Genomic DNA, 26,601 nt, shown 5'->3' with positions numbered 1-26,601 from the left:
GGTTCGGACGGAGGGACCTTTCCCTTTCCAGCGATTTTTGTTCAGAACGCCTCGCCGCGGAACAAGGCGGCGGCGAATACCGGATTCGACGGCCAGTAAGCGTGCATGTAGGTTGCGACGATTGCACCGTGCCGATAGAGGGCTTCTCCGCTGGTTGCGCCTTGCGGCCGAACCGCGGTCGTAACCGGTGCGAGCGGCGTGTTCAGCTTCGAATAGTGGAACGTGTGTCCGGTCATGACGCCGTGTCGTCCTTCGATCTGTTGCATGGCCAGTGCCGCGAAGCGGATCTGCATGCTGGCCTCGCCGGGCAGCAGGCCGAGCATCGGGGTAGAGGCACCGTGCACGTCGATCAGTCGGTCAAGCAGATAGAGCATGCCGCCACATTCGGCGATCAACGGTTTGCCGGCTGCGGCGTGTGCGCGAATCGAGCCGGCACTGCATTTCCGGTCCGCCAGGGTCCGGGCATGGAGTTCCGGGTAACCGCCGGGAAGATAGAGGGCATCGGCAGCCTGAGGTACCGGTTCATTGGCGAGCGGCGAGAAATACGCGAGTCTGGCGCCGAGTGCTTCGAGCAGTGCGAGATTGGCTGGGTAGATAAAGGAAAAGGCCGCGTCCTTTGCAATTGCGATCAGCCTGCCGTCGAGCAGGCGTGGCAGGCTGTTACGCGGTGGCGCCTCGAAGTGGATGGCGGGCGGCAGTTCGGCCAGCGGCGTCGCGGCGAGCGCATCGGCAACCTGGTTGAGGCGTGCATCGAGATCCGCGATTTCTGCGGCCTGGTGCAAACCGAGGTGCCGGTCCGGCAATTCGATCGAGTCGTTGCTGTTCAGATGGCCGCACCAGCGCAGCGAGGCCGGTAATGCCTCTTCAAGCAGTTTCGCGTGATAGGGCGAGCCGACCCGGTTCGCGAGCACACCGTAAAAAGGCACCTGCGGCTGGAATTGAGCGAGACCGAAGGCCAATGCGCCGAAGGTCTGGGCCATGGATTTCGCTGCGATCACCGCCAATACGGGTATGCCGAAGGCGCTCGCCAGATCGGCACTGCTGGGCCGGCCGTCGTACAGCCCCATGACCCCTTCGACCAGGATCAGATCGGCGTCGCCTGCCGCTTCGGCCAGCAGTGTACGGCAGCCGGCTTCGCCGACCATCCAGAGGTCGAGCGAAAACACCGCCGCACCGCTCGCGTGCGCGAGGATAGTCGGATCGATAAAGTCCGGACCGGTCTTGAACACGCGCACACGCCGTCCGAGGCGGCTGTGGTAGCGGGCAAGCCCTGCCGTGACGGTGGTCTTGCCCTGACCCGAAGCCGGGGCGCTGATGAACAGCGCTGGACAGGCGGCCATGGCTTAGAACTCGACGCCGCGCTGCGCTTTGACGTGTTGCTCGCGGTATGGGTGTTTGACGATGCGCATCTCGGTGACGAGGTCTGCGGCCTCAATCAGTCCGTCAGGCGCATGCCGTCCGGTGACCACCACATGGAGCATGTCCGGACGCTTGCTAAAGACGTCCAGCACTTCATCGAGCGGCAGATACTCGTACTTGAGTACGGTATTGAGTTCGTCGAGAATCACCATCTGATATTCGCCGCTTTCGATCATCCGGCAGGCTTCGCTCCAGCCTTTGCGTGCCGTCGCAATGTCGGCTTCCCGATCCTGCGTGTTCCAGGTATAGCCGTCGCCCATCGTGACGAAATCGCAGTTTGGCAGACTGCCCAGGAAATCGCGCTCCGAGGTATGCAGTGCACCCTTGATGAATTGCACGACACCGAGGCGCATGCCGTGTCCGAGCACGCGCACGGCCATGCCGAAAGCCGCTGTGCTTTTGCCCTTGCCCGTGCCCGTATTGACGATCAACAGTCCTTTTTCGATGGTGGCCTGCGCCTGTTTCTTTTCATGTCCTTCGCGGCGGCGTTGGGTCATGCGCAGATGCGATTCCGTATCGGTTTTCATGCAGTCAGGTCCTGGTGGTTGGGTTCAATCGGCGCGCCCCGGGCGCCTGCGTACAGAATTCGGCCAGGCAGGCAATGGCCACGGTGACGCCAGGCGAAGCCGTTTTGCCGGCAACGAGGCTGCCGCCGGGCGCTCCCAGCAGCGCGCAAGGTTCGCAGATGCCGTCGACGCCGAAGCGGGCCTGTACCGCTTTCGAGGCCGTTGCGCGAAGCATGCCGCCCGGGCAGGCGGCGATCGCTTCACGGCTGAAGCTATGCAACATTAGCGCATGACGGGCACAGAATGTCAGGAGGCCGGGTTCTCGCGCCTTTGAATCGATGGTCGAGATCGAGGCGATCGATTCAAAGGCGTTGGCCCCTTGCACGCCCAGTTTGCCAAGCGTCGCGAGCACAGCGGCCTCGATCGCCTCGGCCGAAACTTGCTGCCGACAGCCAATGCCGATGCTGAATTGCTTCATGTTGTGTCGTAACCGTCCGCTCGGGCCGTAAGCATATGGCGTGTCGGTTTGCAGATATCTGGCGCGCTACAATACACGCGTTGGCGGCCGCTCGCCAGCGTCGCTTCTTGACGCTGCCTCGCGGTGCAGCCTAAACTCGTCCCACTCTGGTGCCCGCCGACGCGTTATCGCGCCGGCAGTTAAACGGGAAACAGGACGCTTGCCGCGCTAGCGCGAGCCCAACCTGTGCTGCCCCCGCAACGGTTCAGCGAAAGCGTCGCTTAGGCGATGCGAAGCCGGCTCCATGTCCGCGACCAGGATCGCGGGCAATCAACCACTGCGCGAAAGATTCGCGTGGGAAGGTGGAGCGGTGCGTTCGCCAGCCCGGATACCGGCCAGAGAAGAGGTGTTGGCGCTGCGGGGATGCAGCTGGCCATCCACGCCTTCATCGCGTTCCTCTGTTGCGACCGCAACGTTCCGTATCGTCCCCACGTCCTGTTTACGTCCTGCGCCAGACGCTACCGCTCGCGTCTGGTCTGAAGCGAGTGCCCGACGAGCTGGCTTGTTTAATAACGGAGTGATCATGCAGAACCCCATGCGCAAGATCCCTGTGACTGTCGTCACGGGCTTTCTTGGGAGTGGCAAAACCACCTTGCTGCGCCATATTCTTCAAAACGCGAACGATTTGCGGATTGCTGTCATCGTCAATGAGTTCGGCGAGCTCGGCATCGACGGCGAAATTCTGCGTGGTTGCGGAATCGGCTGCGACGAAGAAGGCCGCGAACAGGCCGGCCAGCTCTATGAGCTCGCCAACGGCTGTCTGTGCTGCACCGTGCAGGAAGAGTTTTTCCCGGTGATGGAGCAACTGGTCGAACGCCGTGGCGAGATCGACCACGTTCTGATCGAAACCTCGGGGCTGGCGTTGCCGAAACCGCTGGTCCAGGCGTTCAACTGGCCTTCGATCCGTAACAGCTTCACCGTCGACGCGGTGGTGACCGTGGTGGACGGCCCTGCCGCAGCAAGCGGACAGTTCGCCGACGACCCACAGGCCGTGGATGAGCAGCGCCGGGCCGATCCCAATCTCGATCACGAATCGCCGTTGCACGAGCTGTTCGAAGACCAGCTCGGCTCGGCCGATCTCGTGATCCTGAACAAGACCGACCTGCTCGACGAGGCACAGCAGGCTGCCGTGGAAGCGGAGATTCGCGAGGAGTTGCCGCCCCAGGTCAAGATCGTGCGCGCCCAGCGAGGGCAGCTGGATCTGCACGGTCTGCTGGGTTTGCAGGCGGCGTCCGAAACCACGATTCATCTGCGCCACGATCATCATGGCTCGGCCGACGATCCCGATCATCACCACGACGAATTCGATTCCGTGATCGTTGAAGCGCCCGCAGCATCGCGCGAAACGATCATCGCGGCGCTGCAGGGTTTGACGGAGCAGCACACGATCTACCGCGTCAAGGGTTTTGCAGCGCTGCCGGGCACACCAATGCGCCTCGTGATCCAGGGCGTGGGCCGGCGCTTCGACAGCTATTTCGACCGGCGCTGGCGCGAAGACGAAGCACGGGCCAACCGGTTCGTGCTGATCGGCGAAGATCTCGATCAACCTGTGCTGCAGCGCGCGCTGAGCAACGCGTTGGCTGCCCAGGCCCAGCAGTCCTGATCCGTTATGCATCTGCTACGCACCGTTCCGGGCGGTTTTGTCGACGATACCGAAGGCGTCATCCGGATCGATCAGCGACCGGCTGAGATCGTGGTGCTGAGTTCGGCCGACACGACGCTGGCGCTGTTGGCGAGCGTGGTGCCGAGGCTCGGCGCCGGCTTCCCGGAGATCCGGCTCACCAATGTCAGCTTTTTGCGGCAGCCTGCATCGGTCGATTTTTACGTCGACGATGTGCTCCAGCATGCGCGTGTGGTGGTCGTCGACCATCTGGGCGGCGAAGCCTACTGGCCTTACGGTATCGAGCAGCTGGTCGAACTGGCCGAACGCAGGAAGCAGGTGCTGGTGATGTTCTCGGGCGACCTTCAGGAAGACCCGCACCTGCTCGCGCGCAGTACCGCCGATCCCGCCTTGTGCCATCAGCTCTGGCGCTATCTGCGCGAGGGCGGCCCGCTTAATGCCGAAGCCTTCCTGCGCTGCATCGCTTATCGCGCGCTCGGCTGGGGCAGCGAACCGGCCGCGCCGCGCGTGTTGCCCGCTGCCGCGCTTTATCATCCTGAGCACGATACGCCGAGCATCGCCGACTGGCAGGCGCGCTGGCGCCCCGGTGCGCCGGTGGCACTGATCCTGTTCTACAAGGCGCATTTGCAGGCGGCCAATACGCGCGTGTTCGATGCGCTGATCGAGGCGCTCGAGGCGCAAGGCGTGAACCCCTTGCCGCTCGCCGTGACTTCGCTGAAGGATCGAGTGAGCCTCTCTGTATTGCAGCAGTTGAGCGTCGAGCATCGGGTCGCGCTGGTGCTGAATACCACCGCGTTTGCGGTCTCTTCGATCGATGCCCCGGATGCCTTTGCCCTCGCGGGCGATGCACCCGTGCTGCAGGTGATCCTGAGCGGCGGGAACCGCGAGACGTGGCTCAAGGACAATCATGGCCTCAATGCGCGCGATATCGCGATGCATGTGGTGCTGCCCGAGGTCGACGGCCGCGTGATTACGCGAGCGATCAGTTTCAAGGGACTCGACTACCGCTGCCCGCATACCGAGGTCGACGTGGTGCGCTATCAGCCCGATCTCGAGCGCATCGCGTTCGTGGCCGAGCTGAGCCGGCGCTGGTGCCGGTTGCGCACGCTTGAGAATGCCGACAAGCGGCTCGCGCTGATCCTCGCGAATTACCCCGTCAGCGAAGGGCGGATCGGCAACGGTGTCGGACTCGATACGCCGGCCTCCGTCCTGACGATCCTCGCCATGTTGCGTGACGAGGGTTACCGGCTCGATCCATTGCCGGCCGATGGCGAGGCCCTGCTGCGCACGCTGACTCAGGGTGTCACCAACGACCCGGTTGTGCGCGACTTACGTCCTGCCTTGCAAAGCCTGGCGTTGGCCGACTATCGCCGCTATTTCGAGCGTCTGCCTGCCGAGGTGCAAGCCGCGCTCAATGCGCGTTGGGGTGCGCCGGAACTCGATCCGACGATCCGCCAGGGGCGCTTCATGATCGCCGGTTGGCGCTGCGGCCAGGTGTTCGTCGGGATTCAGCCCGCGCGTTCCCGTGACGCCAGCGACTACGCGAGTTATCACGACGCCGAACTGGTGCCGCCACATGCCTATCTGGCGTTCTATTTCTGGCTGCGGCACCGCTTCGAAATCGATGCCGTGGTGCACGTCGGCAAACACGGCAATCTCGAATGGCTGCCGGGCAAGAGCGTCGCGTTGAGCGGCCAGTGCTGGCCCGATCTGATTCTTGGCCCGCTGCCGCATCTCTATCCGTTCATTGTGAACGACCCGGGCGAGGGCAGCCAGGCCAAGCGGCGCGCGCAGGCCGTGATCATCGATCATCTGATGCCGCCGCTCACGCGTGCCGACAATTACGGTCCGCTGCAGGATCTCGAACGCCAGGTCGACGAATACTACGACGCCTTGATGGTCGATCCGCGGCGTGGCAGGTTGCTGCGCGGCACGATCCTGAAGACGATCGTCGAGCATCGGCTGCATGAGGAACTGAGTCTGGCCGCACCCAGCAGTCCCGATGCCGAGGATGCGCTGCTGACCCAGGTCGATGCATGGCTATGTGAGTTGAAAGAGGCGCAGATTCGCGATGGTCTGCATATCTTCGGGCACTCGCCCCAAGGCGTGCAGCGGCGCGACACCTTGCAGGCGCTGGCGCGTTTTCCGGTGGGCAACGGGCGGGAGGCGAACGCGGGGCTGATCGATGCGCTTGCACGGGATCTCGACATTGCCCGCCTGTTCGATCCGCTGGCGCCCGACTGGTCGGCGCCATGGGACGGCCCTCGCCCGGCACTGTTGCAGCAGGTGAGCGATGCGCCCTGGCGGCATAAGGGCGATACACGCGAGCGGCTCGAACTGCTCGCAGCGGAATTGCTTGCTGACCTGTGCGGTTTGTCCGGCGCCAATGCTGAATCTGGGCCTGCACACGGCCTGCCGGCGCCGGGCAGTCTGCCGCATGCCGAGCAGGTTCTCGAGCGTTTGCGCAATGACGTGCTGCCGCGCCTCGACGCATGCGGTGGCGAAGAATTGCGGCAGTTGCGGCGAGGCCTGGCCGGCTGTTTCGTGCCGCCGGGGCCGAGCGGCTCGCCCTCACGGGGGCGCCCCGATGTGCTGCCGACGGGGCGCAACTTCTATTCGGTCGACACGCGCGCACTGCCCACCCAGGCCGCCTGGGCGCTCGGACTCAAATCGGCACAGCAACTGATCGAGCGGCATTTGCAGGAGCAGGGCGATTACCCGCGCGCGGTCGGACTGTCGGTGTGGGGCACGGCGACCATGCGCACGGGCGGCGATGATATCGCGCAGGCACTTGCGCTGCTCGGCGTACGGCCAAAATGGGCAGCCGGCAGTCATCGCGTGACCGATTTCGAGATTCTGCCGATCGCAACGTTCGACCGGCCGCGCATCGACGTCACGCTGCGCGTATCGGGATTTTTCCGCGATGCGTTTCCGAACCTCATGCACCTGTTCGACGCGGCGGTGCAGGCGGTGGCCGAGCTCGACGACGAGCCTGTCGAGCTGAATCCGATCCGCGCGCGCGTGCTGCGCGAGCGCGATCAGTTGATCGCCGGCGGTCTGGAGGCTGGCGAGGCTCGCCGCCGCGCGGGCTGGCGTATCTTCGGCGCACGCCCTGGTTCCTATGGCACAGGCTTGCAGGAACTGATCGACACCAGCCAGTGGCAAAGCGACGCCGATCTTGCGCACGCGTATCAGCAGTGGGGCGGTTACGCCTACACCCAGCAACGTTCGGGCGAAGCCGCCCACGATGCTTTCGGCATGCGCCTCGCTGCGATCGACGTGGTGCTGCAGAACCAGGACAGCCGCGAACACGATCTGCTCGATTCGAACGACTACTACCAGTTCCAGGGCGGCATGGCCGCAGCCGTGCGGCACCTGAGCGGCGCGCAACCGCAGCTTTACCATGCCGACCACAGCAACCCGGAGACGCCGCGCATCCGGCCGTTACGCGAGGAGATCGCACGGGTGATCCGCTCGCGCGTGGTGAATCCGAAATGGCTCGAAGGCATCAAGCGGCACGGCTATAAAGGCGCTGCCGAAATCGCTGCGACGGTCGATTATCTCTATGGCTACGACGCCACCGCACGCGTGGTTGCCGATCATCAATACGCGCTGGTCACGGACGCGTACCTGAACGACGCGGATACGCGGGCGTTTTTGCAGCGCTATAACCCGCATGCGTTGCACGGCATCTGCGAGCGGCTGCTAGAGGCCATGCAGCGCGGCTTGTGGCAGCATCCCGGCACGTACCGAAGCCAGGTCGAACAGCAACTGCTGGCGGTGGAACAGCATCTCGAAGGACGTTCATGACAAACATCGACTCGCCCAGGACGCTCATCTCCGGTACACCCGTCGCCACGCGTACGGTTTTCCCGTTTGCGGCGCTGCTTGGGCAGGCGCCCTTGCAACAGGCGCTGCTGCTCGCTGCGATCGATCCGGGCATTGGCGGCGTACTCATCAGTGGCCCGCGCGGCACAGCCAAATCGACGGCTGCGCGCGCGCTTGCCGACCTGCTGCCAGATGGTCAACTGGTGACGTTGCCGCTCGGCGCAAGCGAAGAGCACCTCGTCGGCACGCTCGATCTCGAAACGGTGTTGCGCGACAACTCCGTGCGCTTTTCTCCCGGACTGCTGGCAAAGGCGCACGGCGGCGTACTGTATGTGGATGAGATCAACCTGCTGCCCGATTCACTGGTCGATCTGCTGCTCGACGTGGCAGCGAGCAGCGTCAATACGGTCGAGCGCGATGGTATTTCGCACAGCCATGAGGCGCGTTTCGTCCTGCTGGGCACGATGAATCCCGAAGAAGGGGAGTTGCGGCCGCAATTGCTCGACCGGTTTGGTTTGATGGTTGAGCTAGAAAACTGCTTTGAGCCGGCGCTGCGCGAACGGATCGTAAAGGCCCGCCTCGCATTCGAACTCGATCCACAGGGTTTCCGGCGTGGTTTCGACGTGCAGCAGGACGACTACGCACGGCGGATTCGCGCTGCGCGCATGCGTCTGCCGTCGCTCGAATTCGGCGAAGCGGTGCATGCGCGTGTGAGCGAGCTCTGTATCGCCGCGGCCGTCGACGGGATGCGCGCCGATCTGGTGATGCTGCGCGCGGCTCGCGCACTCGCGGCGCTCGAGCAGGCTGAAGCGATTGCGGTCGAGCACGTCGATCGTGTGGCCGAAGCGACGCTACGTCATCGGCGGCACGCAGAAGCTGGGACGCAACCGGATGGCGCAGACCCGGCACAAGCTGCACCGCCGCCAGCCGAATCCGATACGCGGCAGACCGATACGTCAAACGCTGCATCGCCTCCTGCCTCGGCCACCGCAACACCCGCAGGTCGGACCACCGATACAGACTGGGGTTACCTGCCGCCGGTGGCTGCGGGAATCGAACCGGTCAAGGCGGTCCGGCCGCTAGACGCAAAAAAACACTGAGCCATCGGGAGCGCGCCCCCGCGGGTTTGCCCGCCGGGTTTCGATGGCTGGAAGGCGCGGGCACTGCAAGCCGCAGCGGGATGCGGGGCGTGCGGCGCATCGCGTGGCCGGCGACATTCGCCAGCAAGGGGGCGGCGCGCCTGCAAACGCAACATCTGCGTTTCCGGCCGGAGAGGAGCGGTCAGAAGGCGTTGCATTGCTTCCTGCTCGACTGCTCGGGTTCAATGCTGGGCGGACGGCGTCTCGCGCTTGCGAAGGGCGTGCTCGCCAGCCTGTTCGATCGTATCGGACAGGCACGCGATGAAGCAGCGCTGATCTGTTTTTCCGGCTCACGCGCTGAGCGTCGCTTCGGGCCGGCGGTGCCGCGCTGGTGGAACGAGCGCTGGCTGCGCCCGCTTGGCGGGGGTGGCGGCACGCCCTTGAGTAGCGGAGTACGCAGCGCGCGCCAGTTGCTGGCGAGCGCTGCAACCGGTCAGGTAACGCGACAGCGTTACCTATGGATTCTGACGGATGGCCGTAGCTTGGATCAGCCGCCTTTTCCGGCCGAGGCCGACCGGATCGTGCTGGTCGACTTCGAAACCGGCCCGCTCAGGCTTGCACGTTGCAAAGCGCTGGCGGAGAGTTGGGGCGCCCTGCATCTCAGACCCGAGGATCTGCTAGGCCAGGATTGATCTGAGTTTAATGCACGACGGGAAACAGTTTCAGGCGTCTTTAACAGCTTCAATCCCGGTCTGGGACACTGCGTCCTTCGCATCCGGATACCAGCGCGGCGTATAGATCCACTCACCATGCGGGCCACCCGGAATACGGCGCGTCGTCGACGAGCCGACGATCACCATCGTGCGCATATCGACCTGTTCCGAGCGCAGCATACCGAGCGTGGTTGAATTGAGGGTCGCGCCTGGCCGGCCGATATCGCGGCCCAGCACCACCACGGTATCGGGTGTGCGCAAGGCGCGCAGAATCTCCAGGGCGCGGTCGAGCTGCCAGGGCCGTGCACGCGAGATGGGGTTATAAAAGGCCATCACGAGATCAGCCTCGGCCGCATGTCGCAGCCGCGTTTCGATCACACTCCACGGCTTCAGGTTATCGGACAGCGAGAGCAGGCAGAAATCGTGGCCGAGCGGCGCACCCGCCTGAGCTGCGGTAGCAAACGCGGCCGAGACGCCGGGCACGATATTCAGTTCGACGCCGGCCCAGGCGGCATCGTCGGAATTATCGAGCGCTTCCAGTACGGCCGCGGCCATCGCGAACACGCCCGGGTCGCCAGAGGAGACGATGGCGACCGAGCGCCCCAGGCTTGCGAGCTCGAACGCATGACGCGCGCGCTGCAACTCCTCGCGGTTATCGCTGGTATGCAGTTGCTGGCCGACGCGGAACGGGCCGGCCATGTTCACATAGGTGGCGTAGCCGAGGATATCGGTGGCCGCGTCGAGTGCGCGGCGCGCGGCTGGAACCATCAGGTCCGCGCTGCCGGGGCCGAGGCCGACCACGCTAAGCGAGCCGCGGCCATGGCCGATCTGCGCGGGATCGACAGGCGCCGCGCAGGACGCCAAAGCGAGCCCGGGTTCGCTGCCGTCGAGCCTCCGCCAGGGTAATCGAAGCGCTGCGTTCAGGAGAGCATGCGAGTCGCTCGCCTCGACGCCTGTTTCGACAAATCGCAACGGGACGCCGAGCGTGTCCGCTGCCAGTCTGAGTGCCGCATCGTTCATGGTCCGATGCGGTGCGACCAGGGCCGCGAGCGAGAGCGGCGCGATGCGCGCGTCCTGCAAGGCCTGTTGGACCCGTGCGGCTGTCTGTTCGTCGCCTTCTAGCACCGCCGCTATCACACAGCGCGGATGGATCAGAAGTTCATCCGCCGCCCCGGTGCCCAGCTGTTCGCTGATGCGTATCGACAGCCTCGCTCCGGGTGCCTGCGGCAGGTTCGCCTGCTCGAGCCAGGGGGCATGGCCTTCGACGCGAGTGCTCTCGCCGGCGAGCAGGTCCGAGACAAAGTGTTTGCCGTGCTCCAGGCTGGCGAGCACATAACCGTCAGGCGGATCGAGCAGGCAGGTGCCGAAACGCAATTCGCCACTGGTGGTAATTGCGGCGGATACTTCGAGTGCTGCGGCGATCTCGCGTGCCATGTCGTTGACACCAGCCAGGCCGCCAAGCAGCGGCACGACCGCGCTGCCGTCCTCGGCGACGGCGAGCACGGGCGGCTCGGCCCCCTTGCTGGCGAGTGCCGGGGCGAGGCAGCGGATCACGATGCCCGCGGCGCACAGCACAATCAGCGGTGTGCCTTGCGCATAGAGTGCGCGTAAATGTTCGCCGAGCGAGGCATAAGCTTCGTCGGCGGCGACTCGCGCCTGCAGACCGTGCACCCGTGAGCCGGCGTAACAGGCCTGGATCCTGCGCGCCGTTGCCAGCGCGGACGGCCCCAGAATTACGATGGCGGGTGGGATCAGGCTTGCCAATTTTTACCCGGCACGATCAGTAGTGAAAAATATGGCGAGGCCATGGGATCGACCTCGTCGAGCGCCACGATGCGTTGATTGGCCATGGTCGCGCGTTCGACATAGAGCGCGCGCTGCGCCAGCCCAAGCTCGGTCAGCACGCGCCTGACCTTTTCGAAGTTGCGCCCGAGTTTCATGATGACGGCTGCGTCCGCCGTGGCGAGCCGCTCGCGTAGTTCTGTTTCGGGCAACACGCCGGACAGTACCGACAGGCTCTGATTCCGGTACACGAGTGGCGACCCGAGCACGGCCGCACCGCCGAGCATCGAGCAGACACCAGGCACGACCTCGGTCTCGAAGCGCGCGGCGAGCCGGTCGTGCAGATACATGTACGAGCCGTAGAAGAACGGATCGCCTTCGCAGATGACGGCGACGTCGCGTCCGGCATTGAGATGCTCTGCGACCGTTTCGGCCGCTTCGTCGTAGAACCCGGCGATGATCGTTTCGTAACACAGCGGCGGTTCAAGTGCTTCGGTCGTGACCGGATAGACGAGTGGCAACTGCGTCTGGGCTGGTTGCAGATGTGCCTCGATGATGCTGTAGGCGTTGCCTTTCTTGCCCTTGGCCACGAAATAGGCCACCACGTCGGCGCTTGTGAGGCGGCGCAGTGCTTTCAGCGTCAGCAGTTCGGGGTCGCCGGGGCCGACGCCAAGACCGTATAAACGTCCAGCTGGTTTCACTTATTCGATCTCCGAGGCGAGCGCATTGACCGCTGCTGCGGCCATCGCGCTGCCGCCGCGGCGGCCCGCGACGCAGACATAGGGGAGGCTGAGCGTATTGGCGGCCAGCAGGGCTTTCGATTCGGCCGCGCCGATAAATCCCACCGGAAAACCGAGGATGAGCGCGGGTCTGGGCGCGCCGGCCGCGATCATGTCCAGCAAATGGAACAGTGCGGTGGGTGCGTTGCCGATGACCACCACGCTGCCGGCCAGATTCGGCCGCCACAATTCCACGGCGGCAGCCGAGCGGGTGTTGCCAAGCGATTCGGCCAGTGCGGGTACACGAGGCTCGCCGAGCGTGCAGATGACCTGGTTTGCCGCGGGCAGGCGCGCGCGCGTAATGCCTTCGGCAACCATGCGCGCATCGCAGAGAATCGGCGCACCGCCCATCAGTGCTTCACGGCCAGAGTGCCCGGCGTCTGCGGAGAATTCCAGCGCTTCGACGATTTCGACCATGCCGCAGGCGTGAATCACGCGAACGGCGAGTTTTTCCAGATCGGGCGGGATGCGTGACAGATCCGCTTCGGCGCGAATCGTGGCGAAGGACTGGCGATAGATTTCCTGTCCGTCACGGATGTACTCAGACATCGATAGGGCTCCGGGCGGTTGTTGTAAGTGCAGTCTTGATCTGTTCAAGGCTCAGATCGTGCGCAACGAGGCGGCCGAAGCCGGGGCCGCCATCGCGTTCGTAAAGGTCGTAGTGTCCGGGGGCCACGGCGAGCAGCGTGTGAGCCGCGCAATGAGCCGCCGCGCATGAGCGCTCGCAGCCGCTCAGGTGCAACTCGAGCGCTGCGGGGCGAAGTTGGGGCAGATGTTCTGCGAGGTATTGCGCGTCGGCCTTGGTATCGGCTCGCGCTTTCGCACAGCCGCGTGAACCCGCGCAGGCAATCAGGCCGGCATACGCTGCCTGGGGATCGCAGATAAAACCGAGCCGCTCCATGGCGGCGACGGTTGGTGCCACTGCCGTTTTGGCGAGATCCGGAATCAGGATGCTTTGCCAGGGCGTTACTATCACCGTGGCCTGTGTGTTTGCCGCGTGCGCGAGTTCGGCCAGTGCATGCAGGGTGCGCGTGTCGAGCCGGCCTAGCGGCGGCTGGCCGCCGACCCACCACAAACCGGCTGTAGCTTGCGGGTGGGGTCCAAAGCGCAGGGCCGGATCGGCGATATGGCGAGTCCATGCGCGTGCTGTCCGAGGCTGGAAGTCGAGATACGTTTGCGCACGCTGCAGGATTGAACTGGCCGCGTGTGTCCGTAACAGATCGCGCATGCGCGGCTGCTGCGGCGTGGCGAGATCGAGGAACGCCTGCAGCAGGGCATTGAGCAACGCTGGGACCTGTTCCGGACCGACGATGCCGAGCGCCGGTATATCGGCGCTCGCCTCCGGCGCTGGGTTCAGCATGTTGCCGCCGGCCTTGTAGACGCCGGACGATGGGCAGCCTGCGAGGCCAAATGCGAAACCCACATCGGTCCCGTCCGGTTGTGCCGCAAACCAGATATCGTGCGGATGTTCGAGCATGGCGAGCCGCTCGCCGCCATCAAGCTGCACGGAGAATTTGGGCGAGAGCGCAGCGAAGCGCGGTTCGTTCTGCAAAGTGTCGAGCAGGCTTGCGGCGAGCGCTCGCGTATCGATTAGCGCGTCAGGATCGCGACCGGCTACGGGGCTGAGCATCAGGTTGCGACGGGCGTCAGCCGCTCGTGCATCGGCACGGCTAGTTTCGCGGTGCCCACCGGGGCCGAACCCTGCCTCAAGCAGCGCCTGGCTCAGCGCCGTTTCGTGACCGGCGCGAATGCCCCGCAATTGCAGATTCGCGCGGTTCGTCAGTTCGACAGGGCCGCCCGCATGGCGTTCTGCCGCGCTAGCCAGGGCGTGCAGTTGAGCGGCCTCGATCGCGCCGCCAGGCAGGCGGATACGGCACAGCCCGCCATCTCGCGCAGCGACGATATGCAGCAACCCGGGACAGGCCGATGAGTACGGAGCAACGTTGCTGCTGGCGGGGAGTGGAGGGCGGTTCACGTAGGGCCGGAAATGCATGGATCACTTCACGCGTGCGCGAGCGGCGCTGCCCGCGTGTTGTGCGGGCGGGCCTCAGCGTTCGCTCAGTGTCAGGGCAAAGAAGGCCGCAAGGAAGGCTGCCTAAGCGCTGTATTATGCCTGTTTTCGATATCTGAAACGACGCTGCGGCCGTGCGGCTCAGGCGTTCACAGAACCTCTCGATGCATGCAAAAGAATTTGGGCCAAGGCCAGCCTGGTTGACCGTGGTCGGGATTGGCGAAGACGGTTTCGCCGGACTCGGCCGGCCGGCACGCCGTGCGCTGCTCGACGCACACATTGTCTACGGCGGTGCGCGTCATCTGGCGATGCTGCCGCCACGTCTGCGGGCGCAGCGCGAAGCGTGGCCTCAACCGTTCGATCTTTCGGCGGTGCTCGCGCGGCGTGGCACGCCGGTTTGCGTGCTGGCGAGCGGAGACCCGATGCTGTTTGGTGTCGGCGCGGTGCTGGCGCGCCAGTTACCAGCGGAGGAATTGCATGTTCTGCCGGCGCCTTCATCTGTGTCTCTGGCCGCAGCGCGTATGGGCTGGGCCTTGCAACAGGTCAAGACGGTTTCGCTGGTCGGCCGTCCGCTGGCCGCGCTGAGCACGGTGATGTATGACGGCGCATGTCTGCTCGTGCTGAGCGCAGATGGCAACACCCCGGCAGCCTTGACCACTCTGTTGATGGCGCGCGGTTACGGCGCGAGCAGGATGACCGTCTTCGAACATCTGGGCGGCGGCGTGCACGAGCGGCGTATCGACGGACGTGCCGATGCCTGGTCCGCCGGTACGGTCGCTGCACTTAACCTGATCGCCGTCGAATGCCGTGCGGATGGGCAGGTCCTGCGTTTGCCGCTGACCCCCGGCTTGCCCGACGAGGCATATCGCAACGATGGCCAGTTGACGAAGCGCGACATACGCGCGATCACGCTCGCACGTCTGGCGCCGGCGCCCGGCGAACTACTCTGGGATGTCGGCGCGGGCAGCGGTTCGATCGGTATCGAATGGATGCGTACGCATCCGGATTGCCGCGCGATCGCGATCGAAAGCCACCCTGAGCGGCAGGCTTTTATCGAGTACAACCGTGAAGCGCTCGGTGTGCCGACGCTGCAACTGGTTGCCGGGCGGGCGCCCGCAGCACTCGAGGGTCTGGATACTCCCGACGCGGTTTTTATCGGCGGTGGTGTGACCGGGCCGGGTGTGCTGGATACCTGCTGGGCGCGTTTGCGCGAGGGCGGACGTCTGGTCGCGAATGCGGTCACGGTGCAAGGCGAGGCGGCGCTGTCGGCCTGGCACGCGCAACATGGGGGCACGCTAACGCGCATTGCCCTGTCGGAAATCGAGCCTCTTGGGCGCTTCGATACCTGGCGTCCGGCTCTGCCGGTCACGCTGCTTGAGGTATGCAAGCGGGAAGACCGGCATGCGTGACGAAACCCCCGAGCAGTCTGCGCCCCTGCGCTCTGGATATACCACTGGCAGCTGCGCGACCGCGACTTCGCTGGCGGCGGCGCGGCTGCTGTTGACAGGGGAAACGAGTGACGCGGCGGAAATCGTGCTGCCCAAAGGGCAGCGCGTCTCCTTGCGGCTGACCTTTTGCCGGCTCGCTGGGGTCGAGTCGGGCACGCAAGCTGAAGCTGGCACGATCAAGGACGCGGGCGACGATCCCGACGTGACGCACGGCGCGCTGGTGTTCGCCCGCGTGCGTCTGAGGGCCGAACCTGGGGTGGGTTTTCATGCCGGCCCTGGTGTGGGCACGGTCACGCGAGCGGGGTTGACGCTGCCGGTCGGTGAGCCGGCAATCAACCCGGTGCCGCGCCGCATGATGACCGAACATCTGACGGAACTTGCTGTTGCCAGCGGCTATAGCGGTGGCTTCGAAGTGACGATCGGCGTGGAAGGGGGCGAGGCGCTCGCGCTCAAGACGATGAATCCGCGGCTCGGCATCGTGGGCGGCCTGTCGATTCTCGGCACCACGGGAATCGTGCGGCCGTTTTCCTGCTCGGCCTATATCGCCTCGATTCATCAAGGTATCGACGTAGCTCGTGCGAACGGGTATCGGCATCTGGCGGCCTGCACGGGTAACGCAAGCGAGGAGGCGATGCGGCAGCGTTACGGCCTGCCCGAGATCGCGTTGATCGAGATGGGGGACTTTGTCGGAGCAGTGCTCAAGCATCTGCGGCGCGCTCCGGTCGAGCGCCTGAGCGTGTGCGGCGGTTTCGGCAAGATCAGCAAGCTCGCTGCCGGCCATCTGGATCTGCACAGCCGCGTATCCACTATCGATCTCGCGCAGCTGGCCGAATGGGCCGGCGAGTGGGGCGCCGATTCGAGTCTGCAGGCGTCGATGCGGGCCGCCAATACGAGTCAGGAGGCGCTAGCGCTGGCGCACGCTCGGGCGGTGCCGCTCGGCGATGCGGTATGCCGGCGTGCGCGCGATGTGGCAGTTGGGATTGCGCCGGCCGGCGTGGCGCTCGAAATGTTCGCGATCGATCGGGTCGGGAATCTGGTCGGGTCTGCCTTATGATGCGCATCCTTGTCCTCGGCGGTACAGGCGACGCGTTGCAATTGGCGCGCCGGCTCGCGGGCGAGCATATCTACAGTCTGGCAGGCCTCGGCCGGGTGCCGGAGGATTTGCACTGCCGGGTCCGCGTTGGAGGTTTCGGAGGCAGTGAAGGGCTGGCGCGCTATCTGGTTGACGAGCATGTTTCGCTTTTGATCGACGCCACCCATCCATACGCTGCGCGAATCAGCGCGAACGCCGCGGCGGCAAGCCGGGAGGCCGGCGTACCGTGCTGGGCGCTGCGTCGCCCAGGCTGGATTGCGCAGCCCGGCGACGATTGGCGCGAGGCCGACGACTGGGCGGGGTTGGTCAAGTTACTCGCTGCCTTTCGCCGTCCTCTTTTCACGCTCGGGCGTGAGCCGCTCGCGCATCTCGACGAGATTCCGCCGCAACAATTCTGGACGGTGCGCTGTCTCGATGCGCATGCGGGCAACGCGCGTGCGCGCGTGATCGATGCACGCGGCCCCTTCACGCATGAAGGCGAACGCGCGCTGTTTGCAGAGGCGGCGATTGACGTGGTGATCAGCAAGAATAGCGGCGGACGCGCGACCGAGGCCAAACTCGACGTAGCTCGCGAGCGTGGCTTGCCGGTTCTGATGCTAAGGCGCCCGGAGCTGCCCGCGGCGGCACGCGTATTCGATAGTGGCGCCGCATTGCTCGGTGCTTTGGAAGATTGGCCTGACGCCCTGGCGCCCTGACCGACGGTGCGAGCGGGCAAGGAAATTTTTGGAGCGGTTTATGACGGTGTTTTTTATCGGTGCGGGTCCCGGCGACCCTGAACTCATCACGGTCAAGGGGCAGCGTCTGGTGCGCACTTGCCCGGTGATTCTCTATGCGGGATCACTGGTGCCCGAGGCGGTTATCGCAGGCCATCGCGCCGGGCAGGTCGTGAATACCGCCGAGCTCGACCTTGATGCCATCGTGGCTTTGCTCGAGCGGGCACATCGCCGCGGGCTCGACGTTGCACGTGTGCATTCCGGCGATCCGTCCTTGTACGGTGCGATTGGCGAGCAGATCCGCCGGCTCCGCGCACTCGATATTCCCTATGAAATCGTCCCCGGTGTCACGGCGACGGCAGCCTGCAGCGCAGCGCTCGGTTGTGAACTGACGCTGCCCGGCGTTTCGCAGACGCTGATCCTGACGCGCTACGCCAGCAGGACCGCAATGCCCGATGGCGAACAGCTTGCCGATCTGGCACGGCACCGCGCGACGCTCGCGATTCATCTTGGAGTTCGGCATCTCGCGCGTATCGTTGAGGAACTGCTGCCGTTCTACGGTCCGGCCGGTGCGATCGCCGTGGTGTACAGGGCGAGCTGGCCAGATCAGGAAATCATTCGCGGAACGTTGGGCGACATAGTGGGCAAGGTGCAACCTACCGATGCGTCGCGCACGGCCCTGATTCTCGTGGGTCAGGTGCTCGAATCGCAGGATTTTCTGGACTCGACGCTGTATGGCGCGGCCTCCGGCCAACCGTTTTCGTAGACGCACTCGGCGAGAGGTTTCCGTTGGGCCCAGCGTTCAGTTTCCAGCATGGGTTCGGCATAGAACTGCCGCACGTGGCCCAGGCAAAGTATCGCGACCGGCTTCGCGCCCGCCGGAATGCCGAGTACGCGGCGCACTTCGTCCGTGTCGAACAGCGAGACCCATCCCATGCCCAATCCTTCGGCGCGTGCGGCCAGCCACATGTTCTGAATCGCACAGGCCACCGAGGCGAGGTCCATTTCGGGCAGCGTGCGACGCCCGAACACATGCTTTTCCCGGCCATCCATCAGGGCGACGACCAGCAGTTCGCCGCATTCGCGCATGCCCTCCACCTTGAGTTGCATGAATTCGTCGCGGCGCTGGTCGAGCGCGTCGGCGGTGCGCAGGCGCTCATGTTCGACAATTGCGTGCAGTTCGGATCGTAGCCCGGTATCGCTAATGCGGATGATGCGCCAAGGCTGCATATAGCCGACGCTCGGCGCGTGGTGGGCCGCTTCGATCAGGCGTTGCAGCACCTCCGGGTCGACAGGCGTGGACACGAAGTGGCGCATGTCACGTCGCTCGTAGATTGCCCGATAGACGGCGGCACGCTCGGCGTCGCTGAATGCGTGGCCATCACGCTGCACGTTTTCCGAGGGGGGTGGAGGAGGGGACTGATGCATAACCTGGGCGCCTGGAGCAATACGCCATTTTAGCGCCCGGTTGGGCATGGTGACCCTCCAGGCATCGTCGAAACCACAAACTTCCGGGGTATCAAACACCTGGCGTGGTAATCTTTCCGCGGGAATCAACTGTCTCGTCGGCCCCGGGGGCAGCAGAACGTCCACAGTCACTGAAGCGATGAATTTCTGTCTCAGTGCGTCCGCTAGAAGAAAGAAAAAGAAATAACGAACAGAACCTTATCTATTACGAACGTCTATGATGTCGTCACTCGCCTTACCTGTGGTCGAACCGCTCGACCAGACGCTGCTCGGCACGCTGCAACACCTGATCGACACGAAGACCAAGCCGCCCGGCAGCCTGGGGCGGCTCGAAACGCTGGCTCGGCAGATGGGCCTGATCCAGAAAACGACGCATCCCACGGTACAGCGCCCGGCCATGATCGTGTTTGCCGGCGACCATGGCATCGCACAGGAAGGGGTGAGCCCTTATCCGCAAGCCGTGACCGCGCAGATGGTGGCGAACTTCCTGGCAGGCGGCGCTGCGATTAACGCGCTCAGCCGCGTGGCCGGCATTGCGCTCGAAGTGGTCAATGCAGGTGTCGCGACGCCGTTGCCGACTACCGAGGGTCTTGTCGATATTCCGGTTGGCGCGGGCACGCGCAACTTCGCCCATGAACCTGCGATGACGCGCGATCAGGCGCTCGCAGCGATGCGTGCCGGAGCAGAACGCGTCCGTCACCACGCGTCGCTCGGCACCAACGTGATCGGTTTCGGCGAGATGGGGATTGCCAATACCTCGGCGGCAGCCTGTCTGATGAGCCGCCTGTGCGGCGTGCCGATCGACGAGTGCGTCGGTCGCGGTACCGGGCTCGACAACGCGGGCCTCGCGAAAAAGCGCAATGTGCTGACCTCGGCGCTGGCGCATCATGCGCCGAGTGAAGATCCGCTGGTTGTGCTTGCAACCTTCGGCGGCTTCGAAATCGCGATGATGGCCGGCGCCTGTCTCGCCGCGGCCGAAGCGCGTATGACGATTCTCGTCGACGGCTTCATCGCGACCTCCGCGCTGCTGGTGGCCGACGCGTTGGAGCCCAACGTACGCGACTACTGCGTGTTTGCGCATGCTTCGAACGAAGCCGGGCATCGGCGCATGCTCGACCACTTTGGCGGCATCCCGTTGCTTGCGCTGGACATGCGGCTCGGCGAAGGCACCGGCGCGGCACTCGCCGTGCCCTTGCTGCGCGCCGCAGTGGCGTTTCTCAATGAAATGGCGAGTTTCGAGTCGGCCGGTGTCGCGGACCGCGATGCCTGAGTGGTTAGCCGGCTCCGCACGCTGATGAAGCCGCTCATGGAGTTGCGCTACTTCTTTACGGCGCTAGGCTACTTCACGCGCGTGCCGGTGCCGCGCTGGGTCGGCTATGAGCCGCACTATCTAAATGCAGCTGCGCGTTATTTCCCGCTTGTTGGCGTGCTGGTGGGCGGGCTCGGTGCGCTTGTCTATCTAGTGGCGTTGCATGTGTTTCCGCCCGGTGTGGCCGTGCTGCTGTCGATGGCATCGACCTTGCTCGTCACAGGCGCTTTCCACGAGGACGGCTTGGCGGACTGCTGCGATGCGTTCGGCGGCGGCTATACTCGAGAGGATGTGCTGCGCATCATGCATGATTCGAGGATAGGCGCGTTCGGCGCGATTGCGCTGATGATTGCACTCGCCTTGAAGTGGCAAACGCTCGCGGCGGTGCCGCCGCTGCGTGTCGCAGGTCTGATGGTTGCAGCGCACGCCGCGAGCCGTACCTGTGCGATCAGCTATCTGGCGACACTCGATTACGTGCGCGCGGAAGGCAAGGCGAAGCCGGTTGCGCAGCGCTTGAGCGGCGTAGCGCTCGCCGTAGCGGCGCTGTTTGGCTTGCCGGCGCTGTTCTGGCCGGATTGGCGCTTCGGTTGTATGGCGCTTGTGATGCTGGCGGTGCTGCGTGTGGCCATGGGTCGTTATTTCGTCAGACGCATTGGCGGCTATACCGGGGATTGCCTCGGCTTTGCGCAGCAGATTTTCGAACTGGCTATCTATCTGGCGGCAATCGCCTGGACATCGGCATGGATATCGTCCTGATTCGTCACCCGGCCGTCGCCGTCGATGCAGGCGTGTGTTACGGCCATAGCGACGTCGCGCTTGCCGACGATCCGACGGCATCTGCCGCTGCGCTGGCGGTGCATCTTGCCACCTTGCAGGTGCCCCCGCCGCGGGTACTGCTGTCCAGTCCGCTGCTACGGTGTGCGTCGGTTGCCGCAGCGTTGGCGGGGGATTTCGGTTGCGCGCACAGTGTCGACGAACGCCTGAAGGAAATGAATTTCGGTGCGTGGGAGCAACAACGCTGGGATGCAATCGACAGGGCAGCGCTCGATGACTGGGCGGCTAACTTCGAGCACGCCCGTGCTCACGGGGGCGAGAGCGTCGCGCAGTTTGTCGCGCGGGTGCAGGCGTGGCTCGATGCGTTCGGACAGACCCGCGAATGTTCGCCGGCCTATGTCGTCACGCATGCCGGCGTGATACGGGCGATCGCCTCGCTGGTGCTCGGTGTGCCGGTGGAGCGTTCCACTCAATGGTCACTCGCTACGTCCGGGGTAGTCTGGCTGCGGCGTGACGACGAGCGGCTGCTTTGGTCGCTGGTGCGGTGGAATGCTTGAGTGGTTAGCGTTGTCGCCTTGTCGGGCCGCTCCTGAGGCTATTGCGCCGCACCCATCTCACTGTTTGCCCGCTGCTGGCCTGCGTGAGCGCGCTACCTCCAGATCCTCGCAAAGCTGCTCGGCGCCTTGTGCAATGCGAGGCGCAGGACGATCGATCAGATCGCCGTCGATCGCGAACAGGTTGTTGCGCGCCACCGCTGTGAGGCTCGGCCAGGTGTGCCATGAGTCCAGTTTTGCCAACGGGGCGTCAGGCTTCGTTGCGCCTGCCGAGGCAGTCACAATCGCTTCCGGGCTGGCCGCGATCACCGCCTCGGTCGATACCGTCGGCACCAGCGGCGCGAGTTGCGCAAACACATTGCGGCCACCGCATAGCGTAATCACGTCGCTGATCATATGCGTACCGTTGAGCGTCATTAGCGGTTGATCCCAGACCTCATAGAACACGCTGACGGGCGGACGGTTCGCATAGCGGGCGCGTAGGCGTTCGATGTGCGCGCGGTACGCGCTTGCTGCTGCATCTGCAGTGCCCGATGTGCCCAGCAAGCTGCCGAGCCGGGTGAGGGTCACCGCGACGTCATCGAGTTGATGCGGTTCGCTGAAGAAGAGCGGTATATGTAGTTCGCGCAGGCGCTCGAGCTGAGCCTGCGCGTTGCCGTGCCGCCAGACGACGATCAGATCGGGTTTCAGCGCGACGATGCGTTCGAGGTCGAGCGCCTTGTTGTCGCCGACACGCGGAACCGTTTGCGCTGCGGGCGGGTAGTCGCTGTACGACACCGTGCCCACCAGTTTCGAACCGCCGCCCGCTGCGTAAATCAGTTCGGTCACATGCGGCGCGAGGCTGATCACGCGTTGGGCAGGGGCGGGGAGCGAGACGGTGGCGCCGGTGTCGTCGGTTGCGCTGACGGTTGCGTGCGCGCGTGATGCGAAAGCGCAGGCGACAAGAACTGCGCAGGCAAGCGAGGCAGAGCGTGAATTAGCCATGAAACGGCACGCTCATCAAGGCGAGTACGATCAGCAGCGCGAGCCACAGTATCACCGTGCGTTCGACCAGTCGCAGCGCAGCGCCGATATGCGCAGTGCCGGCGGCTTGCCCCGCGCCGAGCGTCGGGCGTGCTTCGATGGTGCCGTGATACACGGCGGCTCCGCCGAGCAGCACGTTGAGGCTGCCTGCCCCCGACGCCATGACCGGTCCCGCATTGGGACTGTCCCAGCGCGGCGCCTGCTCGCGCCAGCAGCGCCACGCGGTGCGCGTGTCGCCGAGCAGCGCATAGCTTGCGGCAGTCAGGCGCGCAGGAATCCAGTTCAGCACGTCGTCGATGCGCGCGGCGGCCCAGCCGAAACGCAGATAACGCGGCGTGCGGTAACCCCACATGGCGTCGAGCGTATTGGCCAGGCGAAATGCGAGCGCGCCCGGACCGCCGCCGACGGCGAACCAGAACAGTGCGCCGAAGATTGCGTCGTTGCCGTTTTCGAGGGCTGATTCGACGGCGGCACGCGCAAGTGCCGACTCGTCCGCATGCGCGGTTTCGCGTGAGACGATGCGCGCGGTCAGTCGTCGCGCTTCGACTAGGTCGTGCTGAGCGAGCGCGCGGGCGATCGGAGCAATGTGATCGTTGAGGCTTCGGGCGCCGAGCGCGAACCACAGCAGCAGGACGTGCACCGCGCAAGTCAGCATGAACGGCAGCACGGTGACCAGCCATACGGCGATCAGCACCGGAGGCAGCACTGCAAGCGTCCAGCCGAGAATGCCGAAGAGCCGCCCGTGCCGCCCGGTGTTCAGGCGCGCTTCGATACGCATGGCGAGCTTGCCAAAGCCTACCAGCGGATGCGCGGTGCCGGGTTCGCCGAGCCAGCGATCTACGCAGACGCCGGCGGTGGCCAGCGTGGCGGTCAGGGGGAGCGACAGCATCGTTAGCGGGCCGCGGTCTTGAGTGCGAGCGGCAGGCCCGCGACCATCATCGTGACCTGGGTGCTCAAGGCAGCGACGCGCTGGTTGAGACGTCCGAGTTCATCGACGTAGAGACGCGTCGCCGCGCCGAGCGGCACGACGCCCAGGCCGATCTCGTTGCTGACGACGATGATCGTGCCTTTGGCCGAGCCGAGCACGGCCTCGAACGCGGCGATACGTGCGAGGTAATCGTCGCGGGGTTCGGTGCCATCCGGCGGGCACAGCAGATTGACGAGCCACAGGGTCAGGCAGTCGATCAGGATGCAGTGGCCGGGCGCATCGGTTTGCGCGACGGCGCCGGCGAGGTCTACCGAGGCCTCGAGCAACTGCCAGTGCGCCGGACGCCGCGCGCGATGATGGGCGATGCGGGCGGCGAATTCCTCGTCGCCTACGCGCTGCGCGGTTGCGATGTACGTGACGGGCCGCAAGCTGTTGATTGCGAGTTGCTCGGCGTGCACGCTCTTGCCCGAGCGGGCGCCGCCGAGAACGAATGTTAGATCGTGAGGAATCATTGCCCGATTGTAGCGTTTCGACGGGACAAAGGTCACTTTGAACAACCGGCCTGGTCTGCTATTGCGATGACGATCGTTATCTTGGCGAGACGGGCGGGCCACCTTTCGTCGGGCCAACGGACAGAACAGACAGTGCAGTCTGCCGTAAGCCATGGACGCCTGACGAAACGCCAACGTGCTATTGCCAGTCGTTTTCCTACGAAAATTTCAGTCAATCCCTACCCATCAAATGCTTCAGTTGCATTCTGATGCGGCCGTATACGTTAGTCATGCCCCAGGAAGGTAGCGCTTCGATCGTCCCGGGAATAGCCGATGCAACCTCGAATCAGGTCGAACCCGATGATTAGGAAAGCGCCAGGCCGCGATCTTGATTTTTTGAACATCATTGAGCGGATCGACCGCAGACCGTATTTCGTCGCTCTTCGCCGTGGGCTCGCACTTCCCCTGCCGTTAGTGATGGTCGGAGCGCTAGCGCTGCTTCTGCGTTTCCCGTCAACCAGCGGCATGCGCCGATTCCTGGTGGAGGCGTTCGGCCCGCATCTGAACTCCTTCTGCGACAGCCTGCTCGCGGGTACTTTCGGGATTGGCTCCCTCGTCACGCTGTATGGTTTTACAGACGCCCTGACGAACCTTCATAACCAGCGAATCGGTCATCGCCTTGTCAATCCCACGGTCGCCGCGATCGTCGTGGTGTCCTGCTTCTTTACACTGATCGCACCATACGGCAACACGACCCTGATGGCCGCCCTCTCTCTTGACCAGGGACTCTTCGGGGCTATCCTGGTCGCTTCGCTGGGCGGCAGTTTCTTCCTGAAACTCTGCGACATCCGCTTTCTGCGCATCCCTCCGAATCATCTCAGTAGCGATCCGCTCGTCGGCGATGTGTTCTCGGTAATGCCGGCCGGTATGGTAGCGATCCTGTTGTGCGCTATTCTCAAAGCGAGCCTGATCGGGGCGGGCTGGTCGAGTTTCGTTGGACAACTAAGTGCGTTGCCTGCTGCATCGTTTTCGACATTCTCCAACAGCCTGCTGTTCGGCGTCGGCTACGAGACAGTCTCACAGGTGCTATGGCTTCTTGGCATTCATGGTCCCAACGCGTTAAACACCGTCCAGCAAAACGTGCTGACGCCGGCTTCGATTGCAAATGTGACTGCGCTTGCAAGCGGTGGTCATCCACAGTTCGTATTCACCCACGAATTCTTCTCGGTATTTGCACGGATGGGAGGCTCCGGCGGGACGCTCAGCCTTATCCTCGGGCTGCTTCTCGCGAGCCGCACGGTCCGCGGACGGAAGCTGGCGCTCTTCATGATCTTGCCGGCGCTGTTCAACGTCAACGAACCCTTGCTCTTCGGACTGCCGCTGGTTCTCAATCCCGTTTATGCGATTCCATTCGTACTGGTCCCGATCGTACAGATTCTTATCGCCTATGCGGCCATTGTCGCCCACCTGCTGCCGAAGACTGGCTACAGCATCGCGTGGACGACGCCGGCGCTTTACAGCGGCTATGCGGTCACAGGCTCGCTTTCCGGTACGTTGGTCCAATTGTTGTCGCTCGCGGCCGGGACGGCAATCTACGTCCCCTTTGTCCGTATAGCTGACCATCTCGCGGCGAGGAGAGGCCAGGACGTGCTCACGTCACTTCTTCACATCGCCGAATCACCTGAAATGAATGTGAAGGCAAAACGTTGTCTCGACCTGCCGGGCGACGAGGGCAGAATGGTGGCGGCACTTGCGAGCGATCTCGACGATGCACTCAAGAAGGACATGCAGATCTTTATCGAATTCCAGCCCCAGGTGGACTTTGAAACCGGGCGTGTGTTCGGTGCCGAAGCATTGCTGCGCTGGGAGCATCCTTTTCTGGGGCGCATCGCCCCGCCGATTGCCGTCACGGTCGCGGAGGATGTCGATCTGATCGATCGTCTCGGCCTCCGTATTTTGTCGCTCGCATGTCGCCAAAGAGGCGCATGGCGCGATGTGCTGCCGGACGACTTCGTCATCGCCGTTAATCTGTCTCCCCGGCAGTTGCTGGATCGGAACTTCCATCGGAAGGTGATCGATATCCTGAATCTGGAGCACTTGTCACCTTCCGTGCTTGAGCTCGAGATCACCGAGTCCACGATGCTGCTCCCGGACTTCACTGCGATCGAAAACCTGAAACGGCTTCGCGAAGCGGGGGTCAAGGTTGCACTGGACGACTTCGGCATGGGGCATACATCGCTGCACTATCTGCGCATGCTGCCGCTGGACACGGTGAAGATAGATCGCTCTCTGGCGGATGTGTATCCCGGCAGCGTAAACGAACACATAGTCAGAAGCATCGCCGATCTTAGCCGGACGCTCGGTCTCTCGCTGGTAGTCGAAGGTGTCGAGAACGAATCGCAACTCAGGCGTCTCTCGGCCCTGGGCTGCGGTCGATTTCAGGGTTACTTCTTCAGCCGTCCTCTTGCTGCAAATGTCTGCCGTGACTTTGTGCTCGGCGCCAACCGGGAACGTTTGTTTGCCGCGTAAGACAATCAATCCGATTC

Annotated in this window: 23 protein-coding genes and 1 riboswitch; of the genes, 12 read left to right on the top strand and 11 right to left on the bottom strand. The window is 64.2% G+C overall.

Annotated features, from left to right (window positions below):
* Window positions 1–41: 41 nt before the first annotated feature.
* From P3T20_RS22955 to P3T20_RS22945, 3 genes are read right to left on the bottom strand one after another with little or no spacing between them, the layout of a single operon-like run.
* A complete protein-coding gene (locus tag P3T20_RS22955) occupies window positions 42–1,340 on the bottom strand; it encodes a cobyrinate a,c-diamide synthase (protein ID WP_429287926.1) in 1,299 nt (432 codons plus the stop codon).
* 3 nt (window positions 1,341–1,343) lie between these two features.
* Window positions 1,344–1,946 (bottom strand): cob(I)yrinic acid a,c-diamide adenosyltransferase, encoded by a 603-nt coding sequence (gene cobO, locus P3T20_RS22950; protein ID WP_429287925.1) that lies wholly within the window; start codon window positions 1,944–1,946, stop codon window positions 1,344–1,346.
* Between the two features lie 4 nt (window positions 1,947–1,950).
* Window positions 1,951–2,403: a cobalamin biosynthesis protein gene (locus P3T20_RS22945; RefSeq protein WP_074267800.1), complete on the bottom strand. Its 453-nt coding sequence runs from the start codon at window positions 2,401–2,403 to the stop codon at window positions 1,951–1,953.
* Window positions 2,404–2,533: 130 nt separating this feature from the next.
* Window positions 2,534–2,796: riboswitch (cobalamin riboswitch) on the top strand.
* 169 nt (window positions 2,797–2,965) lie between these two features.
* On the opposite strand from P3T20_RS22945, the gene cobW reads away from it, so the two are divergent.
* From cobW to P3T20_RS22925, 4 genes are all read left to right on the top strand, one after another.
* Window positions 2,966–4,045, top strand: a complete 1,080-nt coding sequence (gene cobW, locus P3T20_RS22940; protein WP_429287924.1) for a cobalamin biosynthesis protein CobW — start codon at window positions 2,966–2,968, stop codon at window positions 4,043–4,045.
* Between the two features lie 6 nt (window positions 4,046–4,051).
* Window positions 4,052–7,873, top strand: coding sequence for a cobaltochelatase subunit CobN (gene cobN, locus P3T20_RS22935; RefSeq protein WP_429287923.1), 3,822 nt, complete (start codon window positions 4,052–4,054; stop codon window positions 7,871–7,873).
* Window positions 7,870–8,991: an ATP-binding protein gene (locus P3T20_RS22930; protein WP_429287922.1), complete on the top strand. Its 1,122-nt coding sequence runs from the start codon at window positions 7,870–7,872 to the stop codon at window positions 8,989–8,991. The genes cobN and P3T20_RS22930 overlap by 4 nt, the downstream gene beginning before the upstream one ends.
* A gap of 80 nt (window positions 8,992–9,071) precedes the next feature.
* Window positions 9,072–9,662 carry a vWA domain-containing protein gene (locus tag P3T20_RS22925; protein ID WP_429287921.1) on the top strand — a complete coding sequence of 197 codons (591 nt, stop codon included), beginning with the start codon at window positions 9,072–9,074 and terminating at the stop codon, window positions 9,660–9,662.
* Between the two features lie 30 nt (window positions 9,663–9,692).
* Here P3T20_RS22925 and cobJ read toward each other — a convergent pair whose 3' ends face one another.
* The 4 genes from cobJ to cobG are packed head-to-tail and all read right to left on the bottom strand — an operon-like array spanning window position 9,693 to window position 14,219.
* Window positions 9,693–11,438: a precorrin-3B C(17)-methyltransferase gene (gene cobJ, locus P3T20_RS22920; protein WP_429288123.1), complete on the bottom strand. Its 1,746-nt coding sequence runs from the start codon at window positions 11,436–11,438 to the stop codon at window positions 9,693–9,695.
* On the bottom strand, window positions 11,435–12,166 hold the full coding sequence (locus P3T20_RS22915) for a precorrin-2 C(20)-methyltransferase (protein ID WP_429287920.1): 732 nt from the start codon (window positions 12,164–12,166) through the stop codon (window positions 11,435–11,437). Before P3T20_RS22915 ends, cobJ begins: the two co-directional genes overlap by 4 nt.
* Window positions 12,167–12,793, bottom strand: coding sequence for a precorrin-8X methylmutase (locus tag P3T20_RS22910; protein WP_429287919.1), 627 nt, complete (start codon window positions 12,791–12,793; stop codon window positions 12,167–12,169).
* Window positions 12,786–14,219 carry a precorrin-3B synthase gene (gene cobG, locus P3T20_RS22905; protein WP_429288122.1) on the bottom strand — a complete coding sequence of 478 codons (1,434 nt, stop codon included), beginning with the start codon at window positions 14,217–14,219 and terminating at the stop codon, window positions 12,786–12,788. Before cobG ends, P3T20_RS22910 begins: the two co-directional genes overlap by 8 nt.
* Before the next feature lie 200 nt (window positions 14,220–14,419).
* Here cobG and cbiE point away from each other — a divergent pair, with 200 nt between their 5' ends.
* The 4 genes from cbiE to cobM are packed head-to-tail and all read left to right on the top strand — an operon-like array spanning window position 14,420 to window position 18,275.
* A complete protein-coding gene (gene cbiE, locus P3T20_RS22900; RefSeq protein ID WP_429287918.1) occupies window positions 14,420–15,664 on the top strand; it encodes a precorrin-6y C5,15-methyltransferase (decarboxylating) subunit CbiE in 1,245 nt (414 codons plus the stop codon).
* Complete coding sequence (locus tag P3T20_RS22895; RefSeq protein WP_429287917.1) at window positions 15,657–16,757, top strand: cobalt-precorrin-5B (C(1))-methyltransferase; 1,101 nt, start codon at window positions 15,657–15,659, stop codon at window positions 16,755–16,757. The genes cbiE and P3T20_RS22895 overlap by 8 nt, the downstream gene beginning before the upstream one ends.
* Window positions 16,754–17,491, top strand: coding sequence for a cobalt-precorrin-6A reductase (locus tag P3T20_RS22890; RefSeq protein ID WP_429287916.1), 738 nt, complete (start codon window positions 16,754–16,756; stop codon window positions 17,489–17,491). Before P3T20_RS22895 ends, P3T20_RS22890 begins: the two co-directional genes overlap by 4 nt.
* A gap of 40 nt (window positions 17,492–17,531) precedes the next feature.
* Entirely contained in the window at window positions 17,532–18,275 is a 744-nt protein-coding gene (gene cobM, locus P3T20_RS22885) for a precorrin-4 C(11)-methyltransferase (RefSeq protein ID WP_429287915.1), read from the top strand.
* On the opposite strand, the gene bluB is transcribed toward cobM, so the two are convergent.
* Window positions 18,203–18,937: a 5,6-dimethylbenzimidazole synthase gene (gene bluB, locus P3T20_RS22880; RefSeq protein ID WP_074267812.1), complete on the bottom strand. Its 735-nt coding sequence runs from the start codon at window positions 18,935–18,937 to the stop codon at window positions 18,203–18,205. The two genes, cobM and bluB, sit on opposite strands and share 73 nt — an antisense overlap.
* Window positions 18,938–19,193: 256 nt before the next feature.
* Here bluB and cobT point away from each other — a divergent pair, with 256 nt between their 5' ends.
* Genes cobT through cobC form a run of 3 tightly spaced genes read left to right on the top strand, consistent with a single transcriptional unit; the run spans window position 19,194 to window position 21,616 of the window.
* Window positions 19,194–20,246, top strand: a complete 1,053-nt coding sequence (gene cobT, locus P3T20_RS22875) for a nicotinate-nucleotide--dimethylbenzimidazole phosphoribosyltransferase (protein ID WP_429287914.1) — start codon at window positions 19,194–19,196, stop codon at window positions 20,244–20,246.
* Window positions 20,247–20,270: 24 nt separating this feature from the next.
* Window positions 20,271–21,041, top strand: coding sequence for an adenosylcobinamide-GDP ribazoletransferase (locus P3T20_RS22870; protein WP_074267814.1), 771 nt, complete (start codon window positions 20,271–20,273; stop codon window positions 21,039–21,041).
* Complete coding sequence (gene cobC / locus P3T20_RS22865) at window positions 21,026–21,616, top strand: alpha-ribazole phosphatase (RefSeq protein WP_074267815.1); 591 nt, start codon at window positions 21,026–21,028, stop codon at window positions 21,614–21,616. Before P3T20_RS22870 ends, cobC begins: the two co-directional genes overlap by 16 nt.
* Window positions 21,617–21,673: 57 nt before the next feature.
* Here cobC and P3T20_RS22860 read toward each other — a convergent pair whose 3' ends face one another.
* From P3T20_RS22860 to cobU, 3 genes are read right to left on the bottom strand one after another with little or no spacing between them, the layout of a single operon-like run.
* Window positions 21,674–22,597, bottom strand: a complete 924-nt coding sequence (locus tag P3T20_RS22860) for a cobalamin-binding protein (RefSeq protein ID WP_429287913.1) — start codon at window positions 22,595–22,597, stop codon at window positions 21,674–21,676.
* The gene (gene cbiB / locus P3T20_RS22855; RefSeq protein WP_429287912.1) at window positions 22,590–23,525 is read right to left on the bottom strand and encodes an adenosylcobinamide-phosphate synthase CbiB; all 936 of its coding nucleotides are present in this window, start codon (window positions 23,523–23,525) and stop codon (window positions 22,590–22,592) included. The genes P3T20_RS22860 and cbiB overlap by 8 nt, the downstream gene beginning before the upstream one ends.
* Before the next feature lie 2 nt (window positions 23,526–23,527).
* Window positions 23,528–24,076, bottom strand: a complete 549-nt coding sequence (gene cobU / locus P3T20_RS22850) for a bifunctional adenosylcobinamide kinase/adenosylcobinamide-phosphate guanylyltransferase (RefSeq protein ID WP_429287911.1) — start codon at window positions 24,074–24,076, stop codon at window positions 23,528–23,530.
* A gap of 339 nt (window positions 24,077–24,415) precedes the next feature.
* Between cobU and P3T20_RS22845 the strand changes: the two genes are divergently transcribed.
* Window positions 24,416–26,584, top strand: a complete 2,169-nt coding sequence (locus P3T20_RS22845; protein ID WP_429288121.1) for an EAL domain-containing protein — start codon at window positions 24,416–24,418, stop codon at window positions 26,582–26,584.
* The last annotated feature ends 17 nt before the right edge of the window (window positions 26,585–26,601 follow it).

This window comes from Paraburkholderia sp. GAS206C, from assembly GCF_050435645.1.
GTDB classification, from domain to species: domain Bacteria; phylum Pseudomonadota; class Gammaproteobacteria; order Burkholderiales; family Burkholderiaceae; genus Paraburkholderia; species Paraburkholderia phenazinium_B.
Note: the sequence above shows the minus strand (reverse complement) of the source record. Positions and strands in the feature narration are given on the sequence as shown.

Bases quoted from the DNA above. Each gene is read 5' to 3' on its own strand.
- P3T20_RS22955 (WP_429287926.1), bottom strand. From the start codon at position 1,340: ATGGCCGCCTGTCCAGCGCTGTTCATCAGCGCCCCGGCTTCGGGTCAG.
- cobO (WP_429287925.1), bottom strand. From the start codon at position 1,946: ATGAAAACCGATACGGAATCGCATCTGCGCATGACCCAACGCCGCCGC.
- P3T20_RS22945 (WP_074267800.1), bottom strand. From the start codon at position 2,403: ATGAAGCAATTCAGCATCGGCATTGGCTGTCGGCAGCAAGTTTCGGCC.
- cobW (WP_429287924.1), top strand. From the start codon at position 2,966: ATGCAGAACCCCATGCGCAAGATCCCTGTGACTGTCGTCACGGGCTTT.
- cobN (WP_429287923.1), top strand. From the start codon at position 4,052: ATGCATCTGCTACGCACCGTTCCGGGCGGTTTTGTCGACGATACCGAA.
- P3T20_RS22930 (WP_429287922.1), top strand. From the start codon at position 7,870: ATGACAAACATCGACTCGCCCAGGACGCTCATCTCCGGTACACCCGTC.
- P3T20_RS22925 (WP_429287921.1), top strand. From the start codon at position 9,072: ATGCGGGGCGTGCGGCGCATCGCGTGGCCGGCGACATTCGCCAGCAAG.
- P3T20_RS22910 (WP_429287919.1), bottom strand. From the start codon at position 12,793: ATGTCTGAGTACATCCGTGACGGACAGGAAATCTATCGCCAGTCCTTC.
- cbiE (WP_429287918.1), top strand. From the start codon at position 14,420: ATGCATGCAAAAGAATTTGGGCCAAGGCCAGCCTGGTTGACCGTGGTC.
- P3T20_RS22895 (WP_429287917.1), top strand. From the start codon at position 15,657: ATGCGTGACGAAACCCCCGAGCAGTCTGCGCCCCTGCGCTCTGGATAT.
- P3T20_RS22890 (WP_429287916.1), top strand. From the start codon at position 16,754: ATGATGCGCATCCTTGTCCTCGGCGGTACAGGCGACGCGTTGCAATTG.
- cobM (WP_429287915.1), top strand. From the start codon at position 17,532: ATGACGGTGTTTTTTATCGGTGCGGGTCCCGGCGACCCTGAACTCATC.
- bluB (WP_074267812.1), bottom strand. From the start codon at position 18,937: ATGCATCAGTCCCCTCCTCCACCCCCCTCGGAAAACGTGCAGCGTGAT.
- cobT (WP_429287914.1), top strand. From the start codon at position 19,194: ATGATGTCGTCACTCGCCTTACCTGTGGTCGAACCGCTCGACCAGACG.
- P3T20_RS22870 (WP_074267814.1), top strand. From the start codon at position 20,271: ATGAAGCCGCTCATGGAGTTGCGCTACTTCTTTACGGCGCTAGGCTAC.
- cobC (WP_074267815.1), top strand. From the start codon at position 21,026: ATGGATATCGTCCTGATTCGTCACCCGGCCGTCGCCGTCGATGCAGGC.
- P3T20_RS22860 (WP_429287913.1), bottom strand. From the start codon at position 22,597: ATGGCTAATTCACGCTCTGCCTCGCTTGCCTGCGCAGTTCTTGTCGCC.
- cbiB (WP_429287912.1), bottom strand. From the start codon at position 23,525: ATGCTGTCGCTCCCCCTGACCGCCACGCTGGCCACCGCCGGCGTCTGC.
- cobU (WP_429287911.1), bottom strand. From the start codon at position 24,076: ATGATTCCTCACGATCTAACATTCGTTCTCGGCGGCGCCCGCTCGGGC.
- P3T20_RS22845 (WP_429288121.1), top strand. From the start codon at position 24,416: ATGATTAGGAAAGCGCCAGGCCGCGATCTTGATTTTTTGAACATCATT.